At 64.1% G+C, this 25,311-nt stretch carries 23 protein-coding genes; 5 read left to right on the forward strand and 18 right to left on the reverse strand.

The features are described from left to right. Nucleotides 1-60 precede the first annotated feature (60 nt). The 7 genes from ltrA to B0G38_RS03400 form a co-directional block, all read right to left on the reverse strand. A complete protein-coding gene (ltrA, locus tag B0G38_RS03370; protein WP_264668140.1) occupies nucleotides 61-1,398 on the reverse strand; it encodes a group II intron reverse transcriptase/maturase in 1,338 nt (445 codons plus the stop codon). Between the two features lie 568 nt (nucleotides 1,399-1,966). Further along, the gene (locus tag B0G38_RS03375; RefSeq protein ID WP_264668141.1) at nucleotides 1,967-2,989 is read right to left on the reverse strand and encodes a Gfo/Idh/MocA family oxidoreductase; all 1,023 of its coding nucleotides are present in this window, start codon (nucleotides 2,987-2,989) and stop codon (nucleotides 1,967-1,969) included. A gap of 46 nt (nucleotides 2,990-3,035) precedes the next feature. Further along, nucleotides 3,036-4,118, reverse strand: a complete 1,083-nt coding sequence (locus B0G38_RS03380; RefSeq protein WP_264668142.1) for a Gfo/Idh/MocA family protein — start codon at nucleotides 4,116-4,118, stop codon at nucleotides 3,036-3,038. Next, nucleotides 4,115-5,119, reverse strand: coding sequence for a Gfo/Idh/MocA family protein (locus B0G38_RS03385; RefSeq protein WP_264668143.1), 1,005 nt, complete (start codon nucleotides 5,117-5,119; stop codon nucleotides 4,115-4,117). The genes B0G38_RS03380 and B0G38_RS03385 overlap by 4 nt, the downstream gene beginning before the upstream one ends. Before the next feature lie 55 nt (nucleotides 5,120-5,174). Further along, a complete protein-coding gene (locus B0G38_RS03390) occupies nucleotides 5,175-6,089 on the reverse strand; it encodes an ATP-binding cassette domain-containing protein (RefSeq protein ID WP_413542019.1) in 915 nt (304 codons plus the stop codon). A 38-nt stretch (nucleotides 6,090-6,127) separates the two neighbouring features. Then, on the reverse strand, nucleotides 6,128-7,174 hold the full coding sequence (locus B0G38_RS03395) for an ABC transporter permease (protein WP_264668144.1): 1,047 nt from the start codon (nucleotides 7,172-7,174) through the stop codon (nucleotides 6,128-6,130). A gap of 66 nt (nucleotides 7,175-7,240) precedes the next feature. Then, complete coding sequence (locus B0G38_RS03400; RefSeq protein WP_264668145.1) at nucleotides 7,241-8,239, reverse strand: substrate-binding domain-containing protein; 999 nt, start codon at nucleotides 8,237-8,239, stop codon at nucleotides 7,241-7,243. 299 nt (nucleotides 8,240-8,538) lie between these two features. On the opposite strand from B0G38_RS03400, the gene B0G38_RS03405 reads away from it, so the two are divergent. Beyond that, complete coding sequence (locus B0G38_RS03405) at nucleotides 8,539-9,279, forward strand: GntR family transcriptional regulator (RefSeq protein WP_264668146.1); 741 nt, start codon at nucleotides 8,539-8,541, stop codon at nucleotides 9,277-9,279. 85 nt (nucleotides 9,280-9,364) lie between these two features. Beyond that, nucleotides 9,365-10,267 (forward strand): 5-deoxy-glucuronate isomerase, encoded by a 903-nt coding sequence (iolB, locus tag B0G38_RS03410; protein WP_264668147.1) that lies wholly within the window; start codon nucleotides 9,365-9,367, stop codon nucleotides 10,265-10,267. Between the two features lie 50 nt (nucleotides 10,268-10,317). Here iolB and B0G38_RS03415 read toward each other — a convergent pair whose 3' ends face one another. Further along, nucleotides 10,318-10,533, reverse strand: coding sequence for a type 1 periplasmic-binding domain-containing protein (locus B0G38_RS03415; RefSeq protein ID WP_264668148.1), 216 nt, complete (start codon nucleotides 10,531-10,533; stop codon nucleotides 10,318-10,320). On the opposite strand from B0G38_RS03415, the gene B0G38_RS03420 reads away from it, so the two are divergent. Next, nucleotides 10,513-10,836 carry a hypothetical protein gene (locus B0G38_RS03420; protein WP_264668149.1) on the forward strand — a complete coding sequence of 108 codons (324 nt, stop codon included), beginning with the start codon at nucleotides 10,513-10,515 and terminating at the stop codon, nucleotides 10,834-10,836. The two genes, B0G38_RS03415 and B0G38_RS03420, sit on opposite strands and share 21 nt — an antisense overlap. A 168-nt stretch (nucleotides 10,837-11,004) precedes the next feature. Here the strand turns inward: B0G38_RS03420 and B0G38_RS03425 are convergent, their stop codons facing one another. The 10 genes from B0G38_RS03425 to B0G38_RS03470 all read right to left on the reverse strand — a co-directional run bounded on the left by B0G38_RS03425 (nucleotide 11,005) and on the right by B0G38_RS03470 (nucleotide 22,727). Continuing rightward, the gene (locus B0G38_RS03425; protein ID WP_264668150.1) at nucleotides 11,005-11,409 is read right to left on the reverse strand and encodes a tautomerase family protein; all 405 of its coding nucleotides are present in this window, start codon (nucleotides 11,407-11,409) and stop codon (nucleotides 11,005-11,007) included. A gap of 195 nt (nucleotides 11,410-11,604) precedes the next feature. After that, on the reverse strand, nucleotides 11,605-13,080 hold the full coding sequence (locus tag B0G38_RS03430) for a sugar porter family MFS transporter (RefSeq protein WP_319801220.1): 1,476 nt from the start codon (nucleotides 13,078-13,080) through the stop codon (nucleotides 11,605-11,607). A 26-nt stretch (nucleotides 13,081-13,106) separates the two neighbouring features. Then, nucleotides 13,107-13,979 (reverse strand): sugar phosphate isomerase/epimerase family protein, encoded by an 873-nt coding sequence (locus tag B0G38_RS03435; protein ID WP_264668151.1) that lies wholly within the window; start codon nucleotides 13,977-13,979, stop codon nucleotides 13,107-13,109. 95 nt (nucleotides 13,980-14,074) lie between these two features. Then, nucleotides 14,075-15,088 (reverse strand): Gfo/Idh/MocA family protein, encoded by a 1,014-nt coding sequence (locus B0G38_RS03440; protein ID WP_264668152.1) that lies wholly within the window; start codon nucleotides 15,086-15,088, stop codon nucleotides 14,075-14,077. Nucleotides 15,089-15,134: 46 nt separating this feature from the next. Then, entirely contained in the window at nucleotides 15,135-16,055 is a 921-nt protein-coding gene (locus B0G38_RS03445; RefSeq protein ID WP_264668153.1) for a sugar phosphate isomerase/epimerase family protein, read from the reverse strand. 60 nt (nucleotides 16,056-16,115) lie between these two features. Beyond that, the gene (locus tag B0G38_RS03450) at nucleotides 16,116-17,612 is read right to left on the reverse strand and encodes a CoA-acylating methylmalonate-semialdehyde dehydrogenase (protein ID WP_264668154.1); all 1,497 of its coding nucleotides are present in this window, start codon (nucleotides 17,610-17,612) and stop codon (nucleotides 16,116-16,118) included. A 31-nt stretch (nucleotides 17,613-17,643) separates the two neighbouring features. Continuing rightward, complete coding sequence (gene iolD, locus B0G38_RS03455) at nucleotides 17,644-19,587, reverse strand: 3D-(3,5/4)-trihydroxycyclohexane-1,2-dione acylhydrolase (decyclizing) (RefSeq protein WP_264668273.1); 1,944 nt, start codon at nucleotides 19,585-19,587, stop codon at nucleotides 17,644-17,646. Between the two features lie 14 nt (nucleotides 19,588-19,601). Further along, nucleotides 19,602-20,519: a Cgl0159 family (beta/alpha)8-fold protein gene (locus B0G38_RS03460; protein ID WP_264668155.1), complete on the reverse strand. Its 918-nt coding sequence runs from the start codon at nucleotides 20,517-20,519 to the stop codon at nucleotides 19,602-19,604. After that, complete coding sequence (iolC, locus tag B0G38_RS03465) at nucleotides 20,516-21,508, reverse strand: 5-dehydro-2-deoxygluconokinase (protein WP_264668156.1); 993 nt, start codon at nucleotides 21,506-21,508, stop codon at nucleotides 20,516-20,518. The genes B0G38_RS03460 and iolC overlap by 4 nt, the downstream gene beginning before the upstream one ends. A gap of 202 nt (nucleotides 21,509-21,710) precedes the next feature. Continuing rightward, a complete protein-coding gene (locus B0G38_RS03470; RefSeq protein WP_264668157.1) occupies nucleotides 21,711-22,727 on the reverse strand; it encodes a LacI family DNA-binding transcriptional regulator in 1,017 nt (338 codons plus the stop codon). Nucleotides 22,728-23,059: 332 nt separating this feature from the next. On the opposite strand from B0G38_RS03470, the gene B0G38_RS03475 reads away from it, so the two are divergent. Both B0G38_RS03475 and B0G38_RS03480 read left to right on the forward strand, forming a co-directional pair. Further along, the gene (locus B0G38_RS03475) at nucleotides 23,060-24,238 is read left to right on the forward strand and encodes a Gfo/Idh/MocA family protein (protein WP_264668158.1); all 1,179 of its coding nucleotides are present in this window, start codon (nucleotides 23,060-23,062) and stop codon (nucleotides 24,236-24,238) included. Then, the gene (locus B0G38_RS03480) at nucleotides 24,235-25,251 is read left to right on the forward strand and encodes a sugar phosphate isomerase/epimerase family protein (RefSeq protein ID WP_264668159.1); all 1,017 of its coding nucleotides are present in this window, start codon (nucleotides 24,235-24,237) and stop codon (nucleotides 25,249-25,251) included. Before B0G38_RS03475 ends, B0G38_RS03480 begins: the two co-directional genes overlap by 4 nt. Nucleotides 25,252-25,311 lie beyond the last annotated feature (60 nt).

Raw genomic sequence — 25,311 nt, forward strand, 5'->3', positions numbered from 1 at the left:
CGGGTTTCCCGGCCCTCCTCTCACACCACCGTAGGTGCGGGCCTCGCATACGGCGGTTCGTCAGGTTGTCCTGTAGCGACGCCAGGCGTCGTGAAGGAACAGCAAACCCGAGGTTTCCCAGTATTCGTTGGTGAGGCTCCGTTGGAGGACAGCCGATCCGGCGATCCGCCAGTAGCCCTTGCTGCTCATGCCCCATTCATACGCGTTGCGCGCAGAGATGCCGAGCTTTCGCAGGTTAGCCACGCGGGTACGCGGTCGCTTCCATTCCTTCCACCGGATCTGGCGCATCCGCCGCCTGAACCACTCATCCAGATCCGCGAACTTCCGCGGCGTATCGGCCAGACGGAAATACCCCATCCAGCCCCGGATATAGCGGTTCAACAGCGTGATGCGCTCACCCATCGAGATACTCCACTTCCGGGACGTGAGCTGCTTGATCCGCATCTTGGCCCGTTTCAGGGCCTTCGGCGCGACCCGCAGCTTCACCCCCTTCGCCGTGAAGAAGAAGGCATAGCCCAGCAACGTAGCTGCCTTTGCCGGACTGATCTTCGACTTCTCCCGGTTCACCTTCAGCAACAGGTCCTGCTCCAGCACTTTCGTGCACTGGTCCAGCACCCTTCCCGCGGCGCGTTTGCTCCTGACGAAGACCCGGATGTCGTCGGCGTACCGGACGAACCGGTGGCCGCGCGACCACATCAACTGGTCGAAATCATCAAGCATGATGTTCGACAGCAACGGAGACAACGGCGACCCCTGCGGGGTGCCCTCCTCCGTCGGCCGCTTCACACCACCTGCCATGATCCCCGCCTCAAGATAACGGCGGATCAGGCCCAGCAACCGCTTGTCCTTCACTTTCCGCGCAACCCGGGCCATCAAAGCGTCGTGGTTAACCCGGTCGAAGAACGCATCCAGATCAACCTCAATCACCCACCGATAGCCCTGCTCAATCACGGTCCGGGCGACCCGGACCGCGTTGTGGGCGCTCTTGTTAGGCCGGAACCCGTACGAGACCGGCACGAACCCCGGATCAAAGACCGGGACGAGCACCTGCGCGATCGCCTGCTGGATCAACCGATCCAGCACGGCCGGCACGCCCAGCATCCGCTCACCGCCGTCAGGCTTGGGAATCATCACCTGACGCACCGGCTGCGGGCGGTACGTGCCCGCATCGAGTTGTTTTCGGATACCTGCCCAATGTCCTAAGCACCACGAACGGAGCTCGTCCGTACGCAGTCCGTCAGCACCAGGAGCACCCCGGTTCGCCTCGACACGGCGTAACGCGGCCAGCAGGTTATCCCGCGAGAACACCAGTCCCCACAGGTCCTGCCCGCCGCTGACAGTATTACCGACACGCGCCGGGACATCACTACGCTCAGGCAGGGGCCCTTTCGGATTCACCGATACCTCCGTCTGCTCTGGCCCGCGCACGGCGGGATGGCTGCGATCAACGTAATGTCCACGAGCAATGCCCGTTCAACATGTCATTTCCCAACGTTCGGCCCTTCCCGGCAAACCATAACGATTCCCGCCGGTACTACGGCCTCGGCTGACTTCTGCCCCGTCAGACCAGCCCTTAAGGCTGACCCGCTCCAGCACCCGTGACGGGTACCGGCGCACCGGGACAGACCTCCCCGGATAAGAACATTTACTTTCCCCCTGCCCCCGCCGCATTTACACCCCGGCCGTTTCGGTGGAACGGGCTTCAGCCTCTGCGGCGGCCTTACCCCGACCGGAATGCCTTATATGCGATTTGTGTCCCTCGGTGCAGGGATTTGCCTCCGGCTTCCTTCCCACCCCACCTCGCGGTGACGCAGTTGCCATTGGCTAGGAGTTAAACCACCTTCTCCTCCAGAGGACTTCCACCTCCAAGCAAATGCCCATGCCGGGCGTACCGCAACCAGGACCCCCGATCACCGATCGGGGGTCCTGGCCGCGAGGCCTTGTCCGGGCCTCGTGACTGGGAGAGTCAGAGCTCCACTTTGACCGGGATGCCGGTCTCCAAGGACAGCTGTGCAGCGTCGGCTACCTTGGAGGCAGCGACGGCGTCCTCGGGCGTGCATGGGTTTTCCCGCTGGCCCTGGATCAGTTCGAGAAACGCCAGCATCTCGGCCCGGTAGGCAGCGTCGAACCGCTCAGCGAAAGTCTTGTGGGTCTCCCCCTGCGGGAACTCCACTCCGGCCTCGGTCGACCGCAGCGCAGTCTTCTCGTCCAGCCCCACCATCACGGATGACTTGGATCCCTGGATTTCGAGCCGCACGTCGTGGCCGGCCCCGTTGTAGCGGGTGGCGGAGACCGTGCCCACCGTTCCGTCATCGAAAGTAACGACGGCGAGCGCGGTGTCCACGTCGCCCACGGCGCCGATGGCGGGATCTCCGTTGTTCGAGCCGCGGGCATACACCTCCACGATCTCGCGGCCGGTCAGCCAGCGGAGAATGTCGAAGTCGTGCACCGAACAGTCGCGGAACAGCCCGCCCGACGTCGCCAGGAATTCCACAGACGGCGGAAACATATCGCCGGTGATGGCCCGGAGCGAGTGGATCCAACCTAGCTCCCCCGCATCGAGGCGGCGCTTGGCTTCCAGGTAACCCGCATCGAAGCGGCGCTGGTGGCCGATCTGCACCACGCCGTTGTGTTCCCGGATGTACTCCAGCACGGGCTGCGAGTCCGCCACGTTGCCGGCCACCGGCTTCTCGCAGAAAACCGGCACGCCCGCATCCACCCCTCCACGGATGAGCTCAGGGTGGGTTGCGGTGCCGGTGGCGATGACCAGGCCGTCGACCCCGCCGTCGAGCATCTCCCGGACGCTAGGGACGAATTCCGCACCCACCGATTCGGCCACCGCGCGCGCGTGGTCCGCGGCAACGTCGGTAATCTGCAGCCGGATCTGAATGCCCTGCTCTCTCAGGCCCTCGTTGAGGGCGGAGATGTTCTTTGCGTGCATGGTGCCGATTCGGCCGACGCCGGCCAGGCCGAGGGGTAACTTCTTCATTGTTTCCTTTGCTGGTTGATAAGGCTGCTGGTGGTGGTCGGGGCTGCTAGTTGGTACGCGCCGCCGCGGCCGCGCTATCCCGCGCGTCGGGAAAACTGATTCCCAGCTGGGCGCGCAGTTCGTCGGCCAGCCGCATCGTTTTGATGGATTCGCCCAGCGGCCGCTCTGCCACTTCGAGCTTCCCTGCGGCCACCGCACGGGCCACTGCCGCGGCCTGGAAGTGTAGCCCCGCCACGTGATCACCGGGCGGTTCCCCGTAGCGCAGTTCCCGCCCATCCGCCGTGCGGACCGTGAAACCGCCGGGTACGTTGAAAGGTCCGTCCAAGGTGAGCGTTGCTTCAGTCCCCACGATGGTGGCCGTGGTGGGTGTGAATCCGAAGAGGTTGGTGTTCAGCACAGCGTGCGCACCACTGGGGAAGTCCATCACCGCGGAGATCTGGCCGTTGACGCCGGCCGGGTGCGGAGTCCCGAGGGCGTGCACGGTCTCGGGCACGCCAAGGACCGAGGAGATGAACGCTAGCGGATACGTGCCCAGGTCCAGCAGCGGCCCGCCAGCCAGCTCCGGGTCGAAGATCCGGTGGCCTGGCTCGAAGTACTCGCCGTACTCGGCCTGCACGGTGACCAACCGTCCCAGCGCGCCGGACTCGAGCAACTGCCGCACGACGTCGTACTTTGGCAGGAAGAACGTCCAAAGCGCCTCGGCAGCCAGCAGCCCCCGCGACGCCGCCAGACCAGCGATGTCCTCGGCCTGCCGGGCGTCGACGCCGATGGGCTTCTCGATCAGGACATGCTTACCCGCCTCGAGCGCCAGTCGCGCGACGGAATGGTGGTGGTTGTGCGGCGTGGCCACGTAGACAATATCCACGTCCTGCGAAGCGGCCAGCTCCTCGTAGCTGCCGTAGGCCGCAGGGATGCTGAACCGTCCGGCGAAATCTCCGGAACGCTCCTGAGACCGTGAACCGACGGCGGCCACAATCTGGCGGGTGTGTTGCTGCAAGGAAGCGGCGAAGCGCTCCCCGATCCAGCCCGGTCCGGCGATGCCCCACCGTAGCGGGGGCGCGTCCCGGGAGTCCGGCACGCGGCTGCCGGGAAGCGCGTCAGGAAAGCGCGCGTTTGATGTCGGGCTCATGCCTGCCCCACCGGGGTGAAAGCTCCTCCGTTGTGCATGGACCGGACCATGGCCTCGGCAGCCAGAGTGGCCCGCAGGCCGTCCTCGGCGCTGGCCAGCGGGGACCCTGTCCCCTCCTGCAGGGAGTGAATCCAGGCCTGCAGCTGCCGTCGGTAGGCCTCAGCGAAGCGCGGCCGCCAGTCTTGCGGGTACTGCGTGTAGCTTTTCAGGTCCGAGTTGTAGGCCACGGACGCTGGCTCCAGGAAGCGGCCAGTGCCGTGCTCACCGACAACCTCGCATTGGGTCGAGTAGCCGTGCCCGGCGTTGAGGAACAGCTCCAGCGTGGCGAGCACCCCCGAGCGCAGGCGCAACATCATGAATGCCGGATCCCGCAACCCGCCCGCCGCCTTCGATGTCGGGAGGATGCCGGGTACCCAGGCCACCTCCGTGATCGGGCTGTCCAGCAGCCACGGGAAGGAGTCCAGTTCGTGGATCGCCGAGTTCGTGACGGCGGACTCGCTCGTGGCGCCCGGCGCCGCAGAGACATTGCGGCTGACACCGTGCACCAGCAGCGTCTGGCCCAGCCGGCCGTCCTCAATGGCCTCGCGGACCTCCAAGTGCCCCGGGTCGAAACGGCGCATGAAGCCCACGCTGACCAGGGACCTTCCGTGCTCGCCGCTGACCCTGCGCTCGGCCTCCACGACCTCGCGCGCTTCCGCCGCCGTCGGGGCCAGCGGTTTCTCGCAGAGCACAGGCTTGCCGGCATCCAGGCAGGCCTGAACCAGTTCCGCGTGCGTGGAATCGTGGGACGCGATGACCACGGCATCCACGTCGTCCGCTTTGATCAGCTCCAGCGGATCGGTCACTGCGCGGGCACCAAACGTGGACGCCACCGCCTGCGCTCGTTCGCCATCGATATCTGCGATACAGGCGAGCGAGGCACCGCCAATGTTCCGTGCCAGGTTCTGCGCGTGATCGGCTCCCATGATGCCGGCGCCAATCACTCCTGTGCGGATGGTCATGGTCCTCTTTCCTGTTGGTTCCTGGTGACTGCGGATTAGATTGGTCTAACTGTGCTTAGCCGCGGTGCGCTTCGGTGTTCGCGACCTCGGCCTCGACCTCTGCGACGACGTCGCCGTGGCCACCGAGCGACTCCAGTTCGTGGGCCAGCTCCGCCAGTTCCGCACCGCCGGCCATCTGGGCCGTGAGCTCCTCCAGCGTGATGTCCTTCTTGTTGTAGTAGCCGATGGACTTACCGCGCTTAAGCAGCAAGAACCGGTCGCCCACGGGGAACGCGTGGTGCGGATTATGGGTGATGAAGATGACGCCGAGGCCGCGATCGCGTGCCTGCAGGATGTAGCGAAGCACCACCCCGGACTGCTTCACGCCCAGTGCGGCGGTCGGCTCGTCCAGGATCAGGACCTTGGCCCCGAAATGGACGGCGCGGGCGATGGCCACACACTGCCGCTCGCCGCCGGAGAGCTGACCGATGGGCTGCTCCACGTCGCGCAGGTCGATGCCCATCTCCTGAAGCTCTTTCTTGGTGATCTGCTTCATCGTCTCGACGTCCAGCCGTTTGAACGGACCGAAGCCGGTCGTCAGCTCGGAGCCGAGGAAGAAATTGCGCCAGATCGGCATCAAGGACACGACGGCGAGGTCCTGGTACACGGCGGCGATGCCCGCATCCAGTGCTTCCCTCGGCGAATTCAGGTGCCGCGGCTCGCCGAAGATGGAGAAGGTTCCCTCATCATGCTTATGCAGTCCGGCGATAATCTTGATCAGCGTGGACTTGCCGGCGCCGTTGTCACCGAGGACGCAGGTCACACGGCCAGCGTCCACCGCCATGGTTACGTCGGTCAATGCAATGATGTTGCCGTAATGCTTGCCGACCTTGTCCAGTTCCAACAGGTGGACGGGGGTGCTGGTCAGGGGGTCTTTTTCGCCTTTGAGCAGCGTGTCCTGGGTGATGTCCCTGTTTTTCATGATTGTCATTTCCTTAGCTCCAACCTGGACGTACCTGTATCGTTCGTTTACTTCTGCTCGGCCCGGCGCTTGACCACGAGGTTGACGATCGTGGCCAGGAGCAGCATCAGACCCAGGAAGAATTTGAACCAGTCAGGGTTCCAATCGGCGTAAACAATGCCCTTGTTGGCCATGCCGAAGATGAAGGCGCCAATCGCGCCGCCAATGGCAGAACCGTAACCACCGGTCAGCAGGCAACCGCCGATAACGGCAGCGATGATGTAGAGGAATTCGTTGCCTATGCCTTCGCCGGACTGGACCGTGGAGAAGGCGAAAAGGTTGTGCATGCCGGCCACCCAGGCGCAGAAGCCCACCCCCATGAACAGTCCGATCTTGGTCCGGACCACCGGCACACCTACCGCACGCGCCGCGTTGGCATCGCCGCCGGAAGCAAAAATCCAGTTCCCCACCTTGGTGCGCAGCAGCAGCCAGGAGGCCACGGCCACCATCGCGATCCAGATGAAGACGGTGATCTTGACGTCGACGCCGGCAATGTTCACCGAGGAAGCGAAGATGGCGTGCGCCGACTCGAAACCGTCCATGGTGGAAATGGAGGGAGTGGAAACACTTCCGCCGATCGCCCTTGTCAGGCCAAGGTTCAGGCCGGTCAGCATCAAGAAGGTCGCCAGGGTGACGATGAAGGAGGGCAGCTTGGTTTTGACCAGGATCCACCCATTGATAAAGCCGATTCCGAGAGACACGGCCAATGCCAGGAGCACGCCAACCCAAATGTTCATGGAGAAGTACCAGCTGAACAGCGACGCAGTCAGCGCCGAGCTGATCACGGCCACGCCGGTGGAGAGGTCGAACTCCCCTCCGATCATCAGCAGGGACACGCCCACCGCCATGATGCCAATGGTCGAGGCACCGTAGAGTACCGTCGCGATGGAACCGGGCTGCAGGAAGACGGGTGCCACAGCGGAAAAGAAGATGAAGAGTGCGACGGCACCGACCAGGGCGCCGATCTCAGGGCGGCCGAGAAGCTTGGCCAACGTGCTCTTGATGGCAACCCGTTCGTCGGACACCGGTGCTTTGATAGTCGCTGTACTTGTCATGTCTATGTCACTTTCTGTGGGCCCGGGGCGGCGGCAGCACCGCCGCCCCGGGCTGATCAAAACGGGTTAGCGGAGGCCTTCCTCGGCGAACGCCAGCACCTCCTCGGCATTCGTGGAGTCGATCACGGTCGGACCGGTCAGGACCGGCTGGCCACCTCCGATTTCAAATCCTCCGCGCTTGTTCTGCCACAGCGCGTCGACGGCGCCGTAACCCTGCAGCCACGGCTGCTGGTCAACGGTGAAGATGACCTCGCCGTCAACGATCTTCTGGGCCAGTTCGGCGTTAAGGTCGAAGGAAGCCACCTTGATGTCGTTGTTAGCCGTGGCAGCGGACTGCAGGATGGTCATGGTGATGGGGGCACCTAGGCCGATGATGACGTCGGCGTCGGCTGCCGACTGCAGCTTTGCCGTCACCGTGGACTGGACCTGCGTCATGTCCGTACCCTGGACGTAAAGAATCTCTGTGCCCGGCACCTGGGACTTAACGCCTGCGCAACGGTTCTCCAAGCCGACGTGGCCCTGAGCCTGGATGACACAGATGGGATTCTCGTAGCCCTCTTCCTTCAAGCGCTCGCCGACCGTCTCGCCGGCGAGCTTCTCGTTGGAACCGAAGTGGGTGAACGCCCCGAGTTCGGCTGACTGGTCCTCGCCCGCGTTGAGCGACACGATGGGGATACCAGCATCGGTCGCCTCCTTCAGCGCCGAGGCCATGGCATCCGGCTTGGCGAGGGTGATCGCAATACCGTCCACCCCCTGGTCCACGGCCTGCTCGAGCAGCTGCGCTTGACGGCCGCCGTCCTCATCGTTGAGGTATTGCAGTTCGATGTTGTCCTTAGCGGCAGCTTCTTCTGCACCCTTTCGTACAATGTCCCAGAACGTATCGCCCGCCGGAGCATGGGTGATCAACGCGACCTTCATGCGCTCGGTGCTGGCAACTTCGCCGCCTCCGCCTTCGCTGCCCGCTTCCGGGGCGCGTCCGCCAGTGCTGGAGCAAGCGGAGAGGGCCAGGGCGGGAACCAGTACCGACGTAGCCGCCAGTTTCCGCCAGGAAAGCTTTTGTGACACGAGAATCTCCTTTGTTTTCGTGGACCGGCCTTCCCCGAAGGCCGGTGGACCGCTTCCCGAAGCATTGCCTTCGCCCCGGTTCAGTTCCTTGGGAACAAGCATGGTGACAGGAGTCACAGAAGTCAATAGTATGTAAGGACATATTTACAATAAGAAAAAACTGTGACGTTAGATCTCTCCTCACTCCTGGGACTACCCGTGGGCGCGAGAGAAATCGCTGATACCATCACGGCAAGGCCATTTGTCCTATCATCTTTAACAACATCACCCAAGACCCGGAAGCAGTCGGAGGAGGAGTAATGAGCACAGACCTCAATATCCCTATAGACCGGTCCTCGCCGGTGCCTCTGTATCACCAGGTAGTGCAGGGCATTGAGGCGGCCATTCACAGCGGAACACTCGAGTCCGGCTCCCGCTTGGACAACGAGATCGAGCTGGCCAGCAAACTCAAGCTTTCGAGGCCGACCATGCGCAAGGCCATGGACGAGTTGGTCCGCTCCGGCCTGCTGGTCCGTAAACGCGGCGTGGGAACACAGGTGGTTTCCAACCAGGTCCGCCGCCACCTCGAGCTGTCCAGCCTTTTCGACGACCTTAAGCGCACGGGCCAGGAGCCGACCACCGAGGTCCTTGAGTTCCGTCATGGCAAGGCCGATGAGTCCATCGCACAGGCCCTTGACCTGACCTCCGGTGTGAACGTCTACCATTTCACCCGACTGCGGAGCGTGGGTGGCAAACCACTGGCGCTGATGGAGAACTGGGTCCGGGATGACATTACCGAGATCACCGAAGAAGGCTTGCGGCAGCTCGGGCTTTACCAGATTCTGCGAGATGCCGGAGTGAACTTCCGCTTGGCCAGCCAGCGTATCGGTGCCATGGTGGCGGATACTAGGCAGGCCGGCCTGCTCGACGCCGAGACAGGTTCCGCACTGGTCACCATGGAACGAACCGCGGTAGATGACACCGGGCGTAATGTCGAAACCGGGCATCATGTCTACCGCGCCGATTCCTACAGCTTCGAGATGACCCTGGTCCAACGCTGACACACCGGACAGGTCGGCAGACCGCATAAGCAGCTTCCGTTACACACAGACCGACTCCGTTCCCGCAACGAAAGGCAGCATAGCCATGCCCGAATCTACGCAATGGGTGTACCCGCTAGGAACCGCGGGCGACGGCCCCTGGCAGGTCTCGCTCGGCGCCGGCGACAGCCCTATCCAGGTGGACGGCTGGGCCCACACCGGCATCAAAATGGCCCGGCTCGCCCCGGGCGAGGCCGTGAAGCTGGCGGCCGATGCCGAGGAGCGCATCGTGATCCCGCTTGAAGGTGCCTTCACCGTAACCGTGGACGGCTTTGACTACGCACTCCGCGGGCGAGGATCCGTTTTCGCAGGCCCCTCGGATGTGCTGTACACCGGCATCGAAACCTCTATCGCCATCTCCTCGTCCGACGGCGGACGGGTGGCGGTGGCGCTGGCGCCCGCCAAGGCCAGCTACCCGGTGCGCTTGATCAAAGCCGAAGATACCCCGGTGGAACTGCGCGGCTCCGGGATCTGCTCCCGACAAGTGCACAACTTCGGCACCCCCGCGGCATTGGAAGCGGACCGCTTTATTGTGTGCGAGGTCATTACGCCGGCAGGCAACTGGTCGTCGTATCCCCCGCACAAGCATGACGAGGAGAAGGACGGCGAGACCAGCCTTGAGGAGATCTACTACTTTGAGACCCGGCCGGCTAAGGACGCGCCGGCTCCTGCCGAGGCGGACGCTATCGGGTATGCCCGTGTCTATGCCTCGGATGATCGGCCCATCGATGTCAATGCCGAGGTCCGCACCGGCGACGTGGTCCTGGTCCCTTACGGCTGGCACGGACCGGCCATGGCCGCCCCGGGCTACGACCTGTATTACCTGAACGTGATGGCCGGCCCCGGCCGCGTCCGGGAATGGCTGATCAGCGACGACCCGCACCACGGCTGGATCCGCCAGACCTGGGAGGGCCAGCAGATGGATCCCCGGCTGCCCTTTACCGCCTGACCACTCAAGGAACAGGGCACGCAAATCCCGGGTTATTCCGGCCGGACTGCCTACAGTCCGGCCGGAATGTTGTGCGGGGTGACGACGTCGATCTTTGACGCATCCGACACCGGGTCCACGGGCAGAGCACCATGATGGCGCATCAGAATGCGGCAGCACCGGTTGACGTCTTGGCGCAGGTCATGGTGCAGCAATGCGCTGATCCGGCCTTCGCGCAGCAGGTGGACGTTGTCCGGATTCAGGTCGTGCCCGATGAAGACAGCCAACTGATAGTGTCCTCGCCCTCGGTCTCGGTCCAGCATCTATATTCCGCGCGCGCTTCCACCTCCAACGAGGATTGGACGCCGGCCGGTTGTGTGGCGCAGCTGGACCGAATCGCCGGCCACTGCTGGAGCCATGGCGTGGTTCTCAAGGCGCCGGATGTGCCGGAGGCTGTTCGGACAGCAGGAATACCACGAAGTCCGCTGACCGAGCTTGCCCATCGGCTGCGGCCGGCCGGCCTTCTCCAGCCAGTCGTCGCCGGCATCATGGAAGCGGCGCTGGCGGGCGGCCGGGGAACGTCGCCGTGACAGTCAGCAACGATGCGTTCCGTAGCGAAGAAGAACGGGAAATGGGGTTCCGGGCCGCGATGCGCAGGCTGGAGCCGCATCGTCCCGTTCACTAAACCATGTCCCGCAGGCCGGCGGAGGGCGGTGCCCTGTGGAAGGATGGCCGCCGTTGGAGTAACTGCAGGGGTGTCAGCGCTTGGGGACAGCCAGTTCCCCGGTGACGTACTGGGCGCGCCCGAAGCCGAAGGACCAGTCCCCCGGCCCGTTTTCCATGTAGCCGATAAAGACGTCTTCGCTGGCGACGCCGACCTCGGCCAACGAGTTGTGGACGGCCTCGAACAGGCTCGTCTTGGCGACGGCGCTGCGGCCTTCCTGGGTGAAGATCTGGATCATGACGACGCCGCGGGACCGCTCGAACCCAAGGCCGGCGTCCTGGGCAACAATCTGGCCGGAAGGGTGCACGGTCAGGATGTGGAAGTAGTCCCGTTCCGGAATCCCGTACTCCGCGACGACGGCGGTGTGGATGGCCTGGCTGACGGCTTCGAGCTCCTGCTCGGAACGGCCTTCGATGACATCAATACGGATCAGCGGCATGTGCGCCTCCTTCAGGGTTGGTTTGTCCTGACATACTAACAAATTGACCACGTGGGGTAAAGGGCCGGACATGACGAGGGGCCGGGATCGGCTGTTCTGCCGTGCCCGGGCCCTTCTTCTTCCGACCGTTCCCGGTGGGCAGTCCTCCAAGTCCTGAAAGGAACTCACGATGGCCGGGGTAGATGGTGCGGTCGCCTAGTGCCGGTTGACCAGTACCGAAGCGCCTTCCCGGCGAAGCGCGGCAGTGTCGCCCGCATGGAATTGCTCCTCGAGTTCCTCCAGGGTCTTGCCGCGCGTCTCCGGCAGGTACGCCTTTACGAAGACGACGGCGAAGATTCCGAAGAACGCGAACATGAAGAACGTACCCGCGATACCAATCCCCTCCGCGAGAACCGGGAAGCTGAAGCCTACGGCGAAGTTGACCATCCAAAGGATGAATGCGGTGCTTCCCATGCCGAGACCACGGATCCTCAGCGGGAAGATCTCGGAGAGCATCAGCCAGGTGACCGGGGAGATCGCCCCCTGCTGGAAGGCCAGGAAGGTCACGGTCAGACCCAGGATGACGAAACCCCTCGTAGTCCCCTCCGGCAGCACCAGGGAGAAGATACCAATGAGAGCCAAAGCCACAATCGTGCCGATCTGGCCGACCATCAGCATCGGCCGGCGGCCCACACGTCCCAACAGCCAGATGCCTACGAAGGTTGCCAGAACCGAGATCACGCCGTTGGCGATGTTCGCTGTCAAGGCGGCCTCGGTGCCGAACCCGGATTCCTTCAAGATCTCCGTGCCGTAGTACATGATCGAGTTCACGCCCGTGATCTGCTGGCAGATGGCAATGCCCACACCGATCAGGAAGATCCGGCGCATCCACGGGACGGTCAGGTCTTTGAAGGAGCCCTTCTTGGACTCGTAGTCTTCGCGGGCCAGGTGGCGGACCTCATCGAATTCCCTCCGGGCTGTCGCGGCGGACCGGATTCTCTTGAGCACCTCGAAGGCCTCTTCGAAGCTGCCGATCGAGGCCAGCCATCGCGGGCTCTCCGGCACCCGGAGCATGCCAAGCCACAGGGCGATCGCGGGCAGGGTGGCCAGCACCAGCATCCAGCGCCAGATGTGCAGCTCGTCCGCCCACACGTTGCCGAGGACCGCGTTGGTCACGAACGCCAGCAACTGCCCGCTGACAATCATCAGTTCGTTGCGGGTCACCATCTGCCCGCGCATGTGCGCGGGAGACATCTCCGCCAGGAACACCGGAACCATGGCCGAGGCCCCGCCCACGGCCAGCCCGAGAACGAAGCGGAACGGGACCATGATCTCCACGTTCGGCGCAAAAGAAACACCCAGGGTGCCGATCAGGAACACGCCGGCGAGAGCAATGATCATGCGGCGGCGGCCGTACCGATCGGCCAGCCGGCCGCCCATTAGCGCACCAAATGCCGCGCCGAAGAGCAGGGCGCTGGTGACCAGTCCGGTAGTGAACGGTGTTAGCCCCAGGTCCTGCTCCATGAAGGGCAGGGCGCCGTTGATGACGCCGGTGTCGTAGCCGAAGAGCAGGCCGCCCAGCGTGCTGATGGCGGTGATGCGCTTGAGCGCCTTGTTTGGCTTGTTTTCCGATCCGGCAGCTCGAGCCGGCCCCGAGGACACCTCAGTCTTTTCCGTTTCTGTAGAGCTCACATTTCCTCCATCGGAGCGCCTGCCGGTCACTGGAAACCGCCGACGAATTCCTTCATCGTCTGGAGTTGGTAACGGGCCACGTCGACAGCATTCTCGTTTTCGCCAAACACGCTGGAGACCATGACCGAATCCGGCCGGTCCAGGAAGCCGTTCTCGGCGAGTCCGCCGAAGAAGTCTTGCCAGTCCACGTCGCCGTCGCCGATCTTCAGGTGCTGGTGAACGCGCACCGGGTTGCCGGGCGGGTTCGTGATGTAACGCAGGCCGTGTGAGGCGTGGTGGCTCATGGTGTCCGCAACATGGACAACGCGGAGCCGGTCCCCCACAGCCTGCATGATCTCGGCCGGATCATCCTTCATGTGGAAGGAATGGGCCGCGACGTAGACGAAGCCCAGGTTCGGTGAGTTGACGCCGCGGATGACCCGCCAGGCGGCCAGGCCTTCCTCGACGAAGTCGTCCGGGTGCGGATCGATGGCTACGTGCACACCTTCGCGTTCGAAGACGGGCACGAGCTCTTCGATGGACCGGTAGAACGCCGCCTCGGATTCTTCGGGCTGCTCCGGCCGGCCGCTGAATTCTGTATTCATCTGCGTCACGCCGAGGTCGACGGCGATCTGTACCGCGCGCTTCCAGTAACGGACTGCGGCTGCACGCAAGTTCTCGTCCGGAGAGGACCAGCGCAGCACCGGCAGCACCGATGCGATTTCGACGCTGGCCTCAACGCAGGCCTTCTTCAGGTCCGCGATCAAGGCGTCGTCGGCCTTCGGATGGGTGAAGAAGGGGATAACGTCCTTGTGCGGGGTGAGCTGAATGTACTTGTAGCCGAGTTCGGCGGCGAGTTTCGGGAACTCGAGCACCGAGTGGCTGTGATGGAACGGGGTGGGATCTAGGGCGATCTTCATCGATAGCGCTCCTTGCGGATTTGGGCCCGGAGTAGACGGGACATGGGAATGGCGGGAGGGCCGTTGGTTCCAGGCGCCTCCCGCCATGCGGAGGTTTAGTTGTACAGCGCGGGCTTCGGGTTCAGCTCGACGGCGACCTTGCCGCCCGTCTTCTGCGCCTCGACGCCCGCTTCGCAGCAGGCAGCCGTGGCGTAGCCGTCCCATGCGCTCGGGCCGCCGATTTCATCCTTCAGCGCGGCATCGACCCACGCCTGGATTTCGACGTCGTACGCTGCGCCGAAGCGCTCCTCGAAGCCTGGGGTCACCTTGCCGCCCCAGCGGCCCTGCGTCCGCACAGAGGGCCCGGAGTCGCCGCCGATGCTGACCACGCCATCCTCGAAGGATGCCTGCGTGCCGACCTCGTAGCCGTACTGCGCGTTGACGTAGATCTCCACGTCGGCCAGGACGCCGGACTCGGTCTCGAGCAGCACATGCTGCGGATCGTGCTGGCCCTCGGGGGCGTTGCGGGTGCGCTTGCCCATCCGGACCTGGACCGAGGTGATTTCCTCGCCGGTGAAGAAGCGGACGGCGTCGAATTCGTGGACGACGGAGTCATTGATCAGCATCTCGTTGGTGAAGCCGGGCGGGGTGGTCGGGTTGCGGTGCTGGTGGTGCAGCACCAGCAGTTCGCCGAGTTCGCCGGCGCGGATGATGTCGCCGAGCTGCGCGTATTCGGCATCGTAACGGCGCATGAAGCCTACCTGGATCCGCTTGCGGCCAAGCTTCTCCTCCGCTTGAACAACCTTCCAGGCGGACTCGGCGTCCGGAGTCAGCGGCTTTTCGCAGAGGATGGGAATGTCCTTGGCCAGCGCCGCATGCAGGATCTCCTCGTGCAGGAAGCCCGGGGTGGCAATCAGTACGGCGTTGATTTCCGGGTTGTCCAAGACAGCCTGGGCATCCGTCAGCGCCACGGCGCCGGGAATGTCGGCGATGGCGGCTGTGGCACGCTCCAGGTCGATATCGACGACGGCGGCCACCTCGGCGCCGTGAATGCGGCGGTGGATGCGCTGGATGTGGTCAATGCCCATGCGTCCGGCGCCGATCACGGCAACGCGCAGGTTCAGGCTCATGGTGTTTCCTTCTGGCTGATGGTGGTTGCGAGCGATGTGGGACGGGCTACTGGACGCGGGTCCGGGAACCGCAGGAGAGCAGATAGCTGCAGGTCCGCTTGGCGATGGGCATCGGCACACCGAAGTCCGCCACCGGGTACATGTCCTGCTCGACGATGCCGAAGATGGGCTTGTCCAGCTTCTCGATGGCGTCGATCACCTTCGACAGGTCCGGCAGGCCGTTCGGCGGCTCGATCATGACGCCGGCCAGGTTGGCGGCGGCCCAGGTCATGTTCAGCTCGCGGACGGTCTTGAGCACGCTCGGGTCGATTTGCTTCAGGTGCAGGTAGCCGATCCGCTCCGGATACTTTTCGATCAGGTCCAGGCTGCTGGCTCCGCCGTATTCAGCGTGGCCGGTGTCCAGGCACAGCGTGACCAGCTGCGGGTCCGTGTTCTGCAGGAAGCGCTCGATGTCCGGCTGCACGCAAACATGCGAATCTGCGTGGGAGTGGAACTGCTGCTGCAGGCCGTACTCCTCGGAGAGGACCTTGCCCAGGCGGTTGTGTCCGTTGAACAGGTCATCCCACTGCTCCACCGTGAGTTCGCCGTTCTCCACGGCCTCGCCGGTGACGTCGTCGCGCCACATGGCGGGGATGACCACGATGTGCTCCCCGCCGACGGCCGCGGTCAGTTCCGCTACCCTGCGGGCAGGTTCCCACGCGATGTCCCACTGGTCCACGCCCCGGTGGAAGGCCGTGAAGACGGTGCCGGCGGAGACCTTCAGGTCGCGCGCCTTCAGCTCATCTGCCAGCCTGGACGGGTCGGTGGGCAGGTAACCGTAGGGACCGAGTTCGATCCACTTATAGCCGGATTCCACGACCTCGTCCAAAAAGCGCTCCCATGGTGTCTGCTTGGGGTCATCTGCAAACCAGACGCCCCAGGAATCGGGAGCGGTCCCGATGATCAGCTTGTTCTCAACCTCGGACATGAATCAGTCCTTTCAGCCTTGTGCTTGGCGGGGTTAATCGGCGGGCCGGATGGGCGCGCGTCAGTTGGACGGGAACGCGAAGGACGCGTTGGAGGCCTGCTTCGGTTCGGGCCAGCGCTGGGTGACAACCTTGCCGCGGGTGTAGAAGCGCACGCCGTCGGGGCCGTAGATGTGGTGGTCGCCGAACAGCGAGTCCTTCCAGCCGCCGAACGAGTGCCAGGCCACCGGCACCGGCAGCGGGATATTCACGCCGACCATGCCCACGGTGACGCCGCGGGTGAAGGCACGAGCGTACGCACCGGAGGACGTGAAGATAGCGGTGCCATTGCCGTAGGGGTTGGAGTTGATGACCTCAAGGGCCTCGGCCATGTTGGCCACGCGCACCACGGCGAGGACGGGTCCGAAGATCTCCTCCTGGTAGGCGCTCATCTCGCGGCGGACGTGGTCGATGATGGTCGGGCCGACGAAGAATCCGTTTTCATGGTCCTTGACCATTAGTTCGCGGCCGTCCACGATCAGCGCGGCGCCGTCATCCTGGGCCTCACCGACAATCTTCTGCAGGCGGGCCTTGGACTGCGGGGTGATGACCGGTCCCATGTCCGTGTCCGGCTCCAGGCCGTTGGCTACCTTGACCGCCTCTGCGCGTTCCTTGAGCTTGGCCACGAGGTCCTCGGCGGCATCTCCGACGGCAACAGCCACGGAGATGGCCATGCAGCGCTGGCCGGCGGAGCCGAAGGCCGCGGCGTTGATGTGGTCTGCGGCGAGGTCCATGTCCGCGTCCGGCATCACCACCGCGTGGTTCTTTGCGCCGCCCAGGGCCTGCACTCGCTTGCCGTGCTTGGTGCCGGTCTCGTGCACATACTTGGCAATCGGGGTGGAACCGACAAAGGAGATGCCGTCCACGTCCGGGTGAGTCAGCAGGCCGTCCACGGCTTCCTTATCACCCTGAAGCACGTTGAAGACGCCGTCGGGCAGTCCGGCTTCCTTCCACAGCCGAGCCATGAAGAGGCTGGCGGAGGGGTCGCGCTCAGACGGCTTGAGGATGAAGGCGTTGCCGGTGACGATGGCTACCGGGGCCATCCACAACGGCACCATGACGGGGAAGTTGAACGGCGTGATGCCGGCAACCACACCGAGCGGCTGGCGGAAGGAGAAGACGTCGATCCCGCCCGAGACCTGGTCCGAGTACTCACCCTTGAGCGACTGCGAGGCACCGCACGCATACTCGACAACCTCGAGGCCGCGGCCTATTTCGCCGGCGGCGTCGGAGACGACCTTGCCATGCTCGCTGGTGACGATCTTGGCCAGTTCCTGCACGTTGGCTGCCAGCAGTTCGCGGAACTTGAACAGCACGGCGGTGCGCTTGGTCAGCGAGGTTTCGGCCCAGATTTCGGAGGCGGCTTTAGCCGAGGCGACGACGGCGTCAATATCCGCACGGTTGGCCAGTCGCAGTTCTCCGGTGGCCTCGCCGGTGGCCGGGTTGTAGACGGGCTGGGTGCGGTCGCCCTCGCCGGCGGTCTCCGCTCCGTTGATGAAGTGCGTGATGGTGGTGGTCATGGTTGCTCCTCGGTGTTGCAGTGGAAAATTACTAGATCAGGGGCTTCTGTTGGGCCTTGTGGTCCGCATAGGTGCGGTAGGCGTTTTTGGTGGAGTCCAGCTCGGAGACCGAGGCCACCGGCACATCCCACCAGGACTCGGAATCCGGCGCGTCGATCAGCGGGTCTGATTCGATATGGATCAGCACAGGTCCGGTTCCTTCCGGCTCGGCTTTGGCCTTGGCGACCGCCGCCTCCAGGTCGGCGATGACGTTCTCGCCGGGCTCGACCCGGATCACCCGCACGCCGAGTGATTCGGCATTGGTGGCTAGGTCGATCGGCAGCTTTTCGCCGTCGTCGAATGTGTGGTGTTTCTTGTCCAGCGTGCGGTACTTGGTGCCGAACCGCTGCGAGCCGAGCGATTCGGACAACGCGCCGATGGAGGCGTAGCCGTGGTTCTGGATGAGCACCGTGATGAGCTTGATCCCCTCGGCAACTGCCGTGACCAGCTCCGTGTGCATCATCAAGTAGGAGCCGTCACCGACCATAACGACTACGTCGCGCGGCTCGGCGTCGGCCGAGCCCTCCGCGGCGCGGTCGGCCTCGTCGATGGCCGCTCGCTTCACGCCCAGGCCGCCGGGAATCTCGTAGCCCATGCAGGAGTATGCGTATTCCACGTGGTAGCCGAACGGGTCCCGCACACGCCACATCTTGTGCAGGTCCCCGGGCAGCGAACCGGCCGCGCAGATGACCACGTCGCGGGCGTCCATGGTGCGATTGACGGCGCCGATGATCTCGTTCTGGCTTGGTAGCGGAGTGTGCCGGCTGTCGAACGCCTCGTCCACCGTCTTGTTCCAGCGGTCCTTCTCTGCGGCCACCTGCTGCTCCAAATCGCCGGCCACCCGGTAGCCGGAGAGGCTCTCCACCAGCTTGACCAGGCTCTTGCGGGCGTCGGCGACGATCGGCAGGCTGGTGCCCTGCTTGTACGCGTCGATCGGGGCAATGTTGATGTTGACGAACTGCACGTCCGGGTTCTGGAACGCCGTGCGCGAGGCGGTGGTGAAGTCCTCGTAACGGGTGCCGATGCCGATGATCAGATCCGCTTCACGGGCGAGAGCGTTAGCCGCCGTCGTTCCAGTGGAGCCGACCGCACCGAGGCAGTACGGGGCGTCCCATGGGAGTACTCCCACGCCGGCCTGCGTGTAGGCCACCGGGATGCCGGTCTGCTCGGCCAACCGGGCGAGCTGCTCGTTTGCGAAGGAGTACAGCACGCCACCGCCGGCGATGATCAGCGGACGCTTGGCCGCGCGGATCAGCTGGGCGCCACGGCGGATGTCGCCCTCTTCCGGCTCGGGGCGGCGGATTCGCCACTCCCGCTCGGCGAGGAATTCCTCCGGCACATCCAGCACCTCGGCCTGCACGTCCTGCGGCAGCGAGATGGTCACGGTTCCGGTTTCGGCCGGGTCCGTCAGGACGCGAAGCCCGTGATGGAAGGCGGAAAACAACTGCTCCGGGCGGGTGACGCGGTCGAAGTACTTGGACAGCGGTCGGAAGGCGTCATTAACCGTGATGTCGTAGGCGTCCGGGCGCTCCAGCTGCTGCAGCACCGGGTCCGCCGCACGGGTGGCGAAGGTATCCGAAGGCAGCAGCAGCACGGGCAGGCGGTTGGTGGTGGCCAGGGCAGCACCGGTCAGCAGGTTCGAGGAACCCGGACCGATCGAGCTGGAGATCGCGAAAGTGGCGCGGCGCCGCATGTGCCGGGCGTAACCCACTGACTGATGTACCTGGGCCTGCTCGTTTCGGCCCTGGTAGTACGGCATGAGAGTCGGATCCTGGACCTGCCACTGTTTCAGGGCCTGGCCGACGCCGGCAACGTTGCCGTGGCCGAAAATGCCGAACATGCCCGGGATCAGCCGCTCGCGGTACTCTGCTCCCCCGACGTTATCGACGGTGTACTGCTTGCCCAGGAACTCTACGACCGCCTGGGCCACGGTCATTCTGCGGGTTGCCATCAGCTGGCGATCTCCTGTTCGGTACGGCTCTTCAGCAGCGATGCGGCGGTGGCCACGGCCTCTCCCACGCTGCCCTGCTTCGGGTACAACAAGGTGCGGCCAACGGTCAGGCCCTGCACGCCGGGCAGGCGCAGCGCAGCACCCCAGCTCGAATAGATCTCCTCGGCCGTGCCGGACGGGTCCCCCCCCAGCAGGACCGTGGGCATGGTGGTGGCAGCCATAACGCGCTCCATGTCCTGGACCACCGGCAGCTTCATCCACGTGTAGGCACTGGTGGCACCGAGGCCGGAGGCGATCGCGATGGACTTGATCACGGCGTCGGTGCTCAGGTCGTTGCGGACCCGGCCGTTGTCCCACACCGAAATGAAGGGCTCCACCATGGCGACCAGTCGGCGTTCGGCCAGGCTGTCGATGGCCTTGGCCGTGGATTCCAGCGTGGCTACGGTAGCCGGGTCGCCCAGGCAGATGCGGGTGAGCATCTTGCCGCCGGTGGCGCCGAGGGCTTCCAGTGCGGCGGCGCTGTGGCCAGTAAAGCGGTCATCCATCTCGTTGACGTAGCCGGCGAGGCCGCCGCGGTTCATCGAACCGAAAAGCAGCTTGCCCTCCAGCGCTCCGAGCAGCAGCAGGTCATCCATAATGTCGGGGCTGGCCAGCACCCCGTCCACGGCCGGGTTGGCCAAAGCCTCCTGCATCCGGTCCAGCAGATCGCGCCGATCGGCCATCGCCGTGGGATTTTCCCCGACAGCGAGAGCGCCGCGGGCGGGATGATCCGCGGCTACGATAAAGTTCTGCTCGCCCAGCTTGAGCCCCGGGTGCCGCCGGCGTACGGCTGCCGCCCGTGCCACAGCGTCCGGATCTTCCAGCCGAATGCGCGAGAGGTGCTCGTAGCGGCGAGGATTGTCGTCAAACTCGCTCATCGGACTGCCTCCACGGGAGCCGGAACGTTGCGCCCGCGTTCGGCCAGTAGCGAATTGACCTCTTTCGGCGTCGGCATCGCATCCGCGCAGGAGAGTCGGGAGGCCACCAAGGCGCCGGAGGCGTTGGCATAGTCCAGGACCGCCTCGAGCGGCCAGCCCGCCAGCAGTCCGTGGCAGAAAGCACCGCCGAAGGCATCGCCGGCGCCGAGGCCGTTTACGGTCTCCACCGGGACCGGGGCCGAGACCACGCGTTCCGAGCGGGTCTTCGCCATCACGCCCTCCGGTCCAAGCTTGACCACAGCAATCTCCACGCCTGCCTCAAGCAGCCGGTCCGCTTGCTCGTCGGGAGTACCTTCGCCCACTGCGACGGCGCATTCCTTGTCGTTGCCGATGGCCACGCTCACGTGCGGCAGGATGCGCGCAACCTGCTCGCGGGCTTCCTCTTCGGAGGCCCAGAACATCGGGCGGTAGTCCAGGTCAAGAACCGTGAACTGGCCGGCCTGCAGGTCCTCGCGGCGCCGCGCTTCGTGGGCGGCCAGATGGGCAGAGCGGCTGGGCTCCTGACACAGTCCGGTGACAGTGGACCAGAAGATGCCGGCGTCGCGGATGGCGTCCAAGTCCAGCTCGCCGGCCGCGATCTGCAGGTCGGGAGCCGTGGGGAAACGGCCGTAGAAGTAGAGCGGAAAATCTTCCGGCGGCATGATGGCGCAGAACGTCGCCGGGGTCTGGAGGCCCGGAACCGCCGTGATGAAGCTGTCGTCCACACCGAACTTGTGCAGCTCGCGGTGCAGGTACTCGCCGAACGGATCCTCGCCGGTACGGGTGATGATGGCACTGCGGCGGCCGTGCCGCGCGGCGGCTACAGCAACGTTGGACGGGGAGCCGCCCAGGTACTTGCCGAACGTACTGACGTCTGCCAGCCCGACCCCGATTTCATTCGGATATATGTCGACGCTGATCCGTCCCATGGTAAGCAAATCGTGAGCCACTTAAGATCCTCGGCCTCTCTGTTTCGGGGCGGGCCATTCGCGGCCGCCTGCTGGCTGGCTGTGAGCCGAACCACATCAACTACTTTGCACGAGAAGAATATGTCCTGTCAAACGTTTGTACTGACATACTTACATTCAACGTAAAGATTGTGGATAGAGGGGCGCTTCCGGCCCTGCCGGAGACGCAATATAGTCGGCAGACTTAGGCTGGGGCAGGCGCCGTCGTGCCCCGAATAACCGCTGCCGGCTGGACGAGAGTACGTTGCGGCTTTCGGCTGGGGTCGTCAATCCGCGCCAACAACGCCTGAGCCGTCAGGACGCCGATCTCCTCGCTCTTACCGTCTATGGAAGTGAGGTCCAGGTAGCGGGACTGTGCCAGCGGCGAGTTGTCGTAGCCAATGACAGAAATGTCGTGAGGGACGGAAAGGCCCCGGCCTTTGATCGCAGCGAGGGCACCCACTGCCATTGTGTCGTTCGCGGCAAAGATGGCCGTAGCGCCGGGATAATCCGCGAGCAGGGCGAGTGCCGCCTGGTAGCCATCTTCTTCTGTTGTCCCATGCCCTTCCCCTTGCATGCGAAAACCTATCCCTGCACTGTCACAGGCAGCACTGAAGCCGCTCCTCCGGTGGGTTGCAGCGCCGCCGGTGCCGGTCAGATGTCCGATCCGCCGATGGCCGAGCTCCAGCAGGTGCTCAGCGGCAAGCCGCCCGCCGGCTTCGTCGTCGTTCGCAATGAACTCTGCGCCTTCGGGCAGCCGATCGCGCCAGCCGGCCACGACGGTGGGCGTTCCCGTCGCCTGCAGCATTGAGTCCAGCGGCTCCATGGCAATGACCAGGCCATCCACCCGCATGGAAAGGAATCGGTCGACAGCCCCTCCGCCGGGGCCGGCATCGGCACGGGCGTCCGCCACCGCCACTCGGTAACCCTGAGACTCCAGCTCGGACTGCATTCCGTTAAGCAGGCTGACAAACCATAGATTCCGATAGTCATCGATGACCAAACCGATGCTTTTGGTTTGCCGGCTGGCCAAGGTGGAAGCTGCCCGGTTGGGCCGGTAGCCAAGTTCCTGGATAGCAGCCAGCACGGCCACCCTCTTGTCCGGCTTGACCAGAGGTGAACCTGTCAGCACCAACGACACCAGCGACTTGGAGACCCCCGCCCTCTGGGCGACATCGTAGATCGTAGGGCGCTGCCCCTTCCGGGAATTAGCAGTAGTCATGACATCCTTCCTTCCGGTTTTCCGGAAATAGCGCATTGCCCGCCGACAGTTTCTGGCTCCGACTCCGGTATAACCGTGGAACGCTCCAAACTACGACGGCAGGCAGAATCGTCGCACCCCGGACGATCGAAGTCCACCTTTGCGGACAGAACAACGGAGCGGCCATCCCACCTTCAACCCTCCAGGTGCAATCGAAACGCGAGTCGCAGCAAAAGATCTATTGACAGGACAAATGTGTGGCCGTAATCTCACATGGAGCGCTCCAAAAGGCGCAGCCTCAGACCACCCCGAGTCCCCTTCCAAGCTCGGCGGAATTTCAAAGGAGAAGGAAAATGTCCAAAGATATCGGAGTCGCCGTTATCGGTGCCGGCATGGCGGGAAAGGCCCATGCAGCCGCCTACCGTACTGCCTCCACGCTTTACAGCCCAACTCTTCCCCAGGTCCGGCTAGTATCCATCGGTGACGTCAACGCCGAGTTCGGCTCTCTTGCCGCCAAACGGTTTGGCTATGAGCGGCATGACAGTTCCTGGCAGGCAATCGCCGAAGCTGACGACATCGACGTGGTCAGCGTGGTCATCGCCAACTCGCTGCACCGCGAAGTTGTCGAGGGGCTGCTGGCGGCTGGCAAGCACGTGCTCTGCGAAAAGCCCTTGACCGACACTCTTGAAGACGCCCGCGCCATGGCCGACGCTGCCCGCAGCGCCGAGACCATCGCCCGCATCGGGTTCACTTTCCGGCGCACGCCCGGTATCGCCTACATCCGCAACCTTATCCAGTCCGGTGTCCTGGGCAAGGTGTTGCACTTCAGTGGCCGGTACTGGACCGACTACGGCTTCAGCCCCTCCGCGCCGATGAGTTGGCGTTACAAGGGCTGTCCCGGCTCCGGCGCCCTCGCCGACGTCGGAAGCCATCTTGCTTACGTCGCCGAATTCCTCTGCGGCCAGGCCCAGTCTGTCAGCGGCGGCCAACTGAGCACAGTCATCGGCAAGCGACCGGTTCCCTTGGGCGCTGTCATGGGCCACGACCACGTTGAGGTCAGCGAGACCTTCGAGGTAGTTGAAAACGACGACTACGCCGCATTCTCGGCCGTCTTCGAAAACGGCAGCGGCGGATTTGAAGTCTCCCGTGTAGCAGCAGGCCACGCCAACAGCCTCACCTTCGAGGTGTTCTGCGAAAACGGCGCAGCCAAGTTCGACCAGCGCCGGCCGCCCGAGATAGGGCTATTCCTCAACGACGGTTCCTCGTCCGAAAACGGCTACCGCCAAGTCATCCTCGGCCCTGAGCACCCCTACCTGGCAGGCGGCCTTGCTATGGACGCCCCGAGCGTCGGTTTCGGCCAGAACGATGCCTTTGGCTACCAGGCCCGTGCATTCCTCGAAGAGGTGGCCGGCATCGACGAGGCCTCCTCGCTGCCTCGCTGCGCCACTTTCGACGAAGGTGTGCACAACATGGAACTGCTGGCAGCCGTCAGCGAATCGGCCCTCAACGGCGGAAAGCAGGTCTCGCTGTGAAACTCGGTGTCTACAACGCAGTTCTGCACGACCGTCCCCTGCCCGAAGCACTGAAGGTCATCGCTGACCTCGGGCTGACCGGCATCGAGATCAACACCGGCGGTTTCCTGCCGCCCGTCCACATGCCCAACATCGACGAGATCTTGGAAAGCGACGCCGCGCGCGACGACTATCTGGCCATCTTTGACGGCACCGGCGTGTCGATTGCAGGGCTGAACTGCAACGGCAATCCCCTGCACCCCAACCGCGCCATCGCAGACAAGCACGCCGAGGACATTCGGTGTTCGATCCAGCTCGCCCATCGCCTTGGGCAGAATCGTGTTGTGACCATGTCCGGCCTTCCCGGCGGCGAACCCGAGGCCACCCGTCCCAACTGGATCGTCAACGCCTGGAACTCCGCTGCCCTGGACGTGCTGGATTACCAATGGGAAGTCGCGGCGGAGTTCTGGAAGGAAACCGACCAGCTTGCCCGGGAACTCGACGTCAAGGTCGCGCTGGAACTCCACCCGCAGAACCTCGTGTTCAACCCTGCCGACGTATACAAGCTGCTGGAACTGACCAAGGCAACACATATCGGCGTCGAACTCGATGCTTCGCACCTGTTCTGGCAGCAGATGGACCCCGTCGCCGTGGTTCGCCATCTGGGACCTCTGGTGGTGCAGGCCGCAGCCAAGGACGTTCGCGTTAACACGGAGACGGCTGCCCTCTACGGGGTTCTCGATAACAGGTTCCGGCGCCTCTCGCCCGAGGAGGAGCGCACGAATCTGGGTGGCGACGAATGGGCCAACGAATGGCCGAAGGAATCCGCGTGGGACTTTGTGGCACTGGGCAAGGGGCATGACACTGCCTATTGGACGGAGTTCCTGCGGGCGCTCTACGAAGTCGATCCCGAAATGCTCGTAAACATCGAGCATGAGGATGTCTCGCTTGGCCGGATCGAAGGCCTTGAAGCCGCAGCCAGTGTCCTGAAGGATGCCGATGCTGCATTGACGGCCTCTTTGGTTAAGCGGTAGGACGCATTCGACATCAAGTACGGGCTAGTGGGCGGCATCGTCGAGATGCCGCCCCACTGG

The sequence above is a fragment of the Crystallibacter permensis genome, from assembly GCF_025960875.1.
Lineage (GTDB): Bacteria > Actinomycetota > Actinomycetes > Actinomycetales > Micrococcaceae > Crystallibacter > Crystallibacter permensis.

Excerpts from the sequence above, each read along its gene's own strand:
- B0G38_RS03375 (WP_264668141.1), bottom strand. The coding sequence starts at position 2,989 with ATGAAGAAGTTACCCCTCGGCCTGGCCGGCGTCGGCCGAATCGGCACC.
- B0G38_RS03380 (WP_264668142.1), bottom strand. The coding sequence starts at position 4,118 with ATGAGCCCGACATCAAACGCGCGCTTTCCTGACGCGCTTCCCGGCAGC.
- B0G38_RS03385 (WP_264668143.1), bottom strand. The coding sequence starts at position 5,119 with ATGACCATCCGCACAGGAGTGATTGGCGCCGGCATCATGGGAGCCGAT.
- B0G38_RS03390 (WP_413542019.1), bottom strand. The coding sequence starts at position 6,089 with ATGACAATCATGAAAAACAGGGACATCACCCAGGACACGCTGCTCAAA.
- B0G38_RS03395 (WP_264668144.1), bottom strand. The coding sequence starts at position 7,174 with ATGACAAGTACAGCGACTATCAAAGCACCGGTGTCCGACGAACGGGTT.
- B0G38_RS03405 (WP_264668146.1), top strand. The coding sequence starts at position 8,539 with ATGAGCACAGACCTCAATATCCCTATAGACCGGTCCTCGCCGGTGCCT.
- iolB (WP_264668147.1), top strand. The coding sequence starts at position 9,365 with ATGCCCGAATCTACGCAATGGGTGTACCCGCTAGGAACCGCGGGCGAC.
- B0G38_RS03425 (WP_264668150.1), bottom strand. The coding sequence starts at position 11,409 with ATGCCGCTGATCCGTATTGATGTCATCGAAGGCCGTTCCGAGCAGGAG.
- B0G38_RS03435 (WP_264668151.1), bottom strand. The coding sequence starts at position 13,979 with ATGAAGATCGCCCTAGATCCCACCCCGTTCCATCACAGCCACTCGGTG.
- B0G38_RS03440 (WP_264668152.1), bottom strand. The coding sequence starts at position 15,088 with ATGAGCCTGAACCTGCGCGTTGCCGTGATCGGCGCCGGACGCATGGGC.
- B0G38_RS03445 (WP_264668153.1), bottom strand. The coding sequence starts at position 16,055 with ATGTCCGAGGTTGAGAACAAGCTGATCATCGGGACCGCTCCCGATTCC.
- B0G38_RS03450 (WP_264668154.1), bottom strand. The coding sequence starts at position 17,612 with ATGACCACCACCATCACGCACTTCATCAACGGAGCGGAGACCGCCGGC.
- iolD (WP_264668273.1), bottom strand. The coding sequence starts at position 19,587 with ATGACCGTGGCCCAGGCGGTCGTAGAGTTCCTGGGCAAGCAGTACACC.
- B0G38_RS03460 (WP_264668155.1), bottom strand. The coding sequence starts at position 20,519 with ATGAGCGAGTTTGACGACAATCCTCGCCGCTACGAGCACCTCTCGCGC.
- B0G38_RS03470 (WP_264668157.1), bottom strand. The coding sequence starts at position 22,727 with ATGACTACTGCTAATTCCCGGAAGGGGCAGCGCCCTACGATCTACGAT.
- B0G38_RS03475 (WP_264668158.1), top strand. The coding sequence starts at position 23,060 with ATGTCCAAAGATATCGGAGTCGCCGTTATCGGTGCCGGCATGGCGGGA.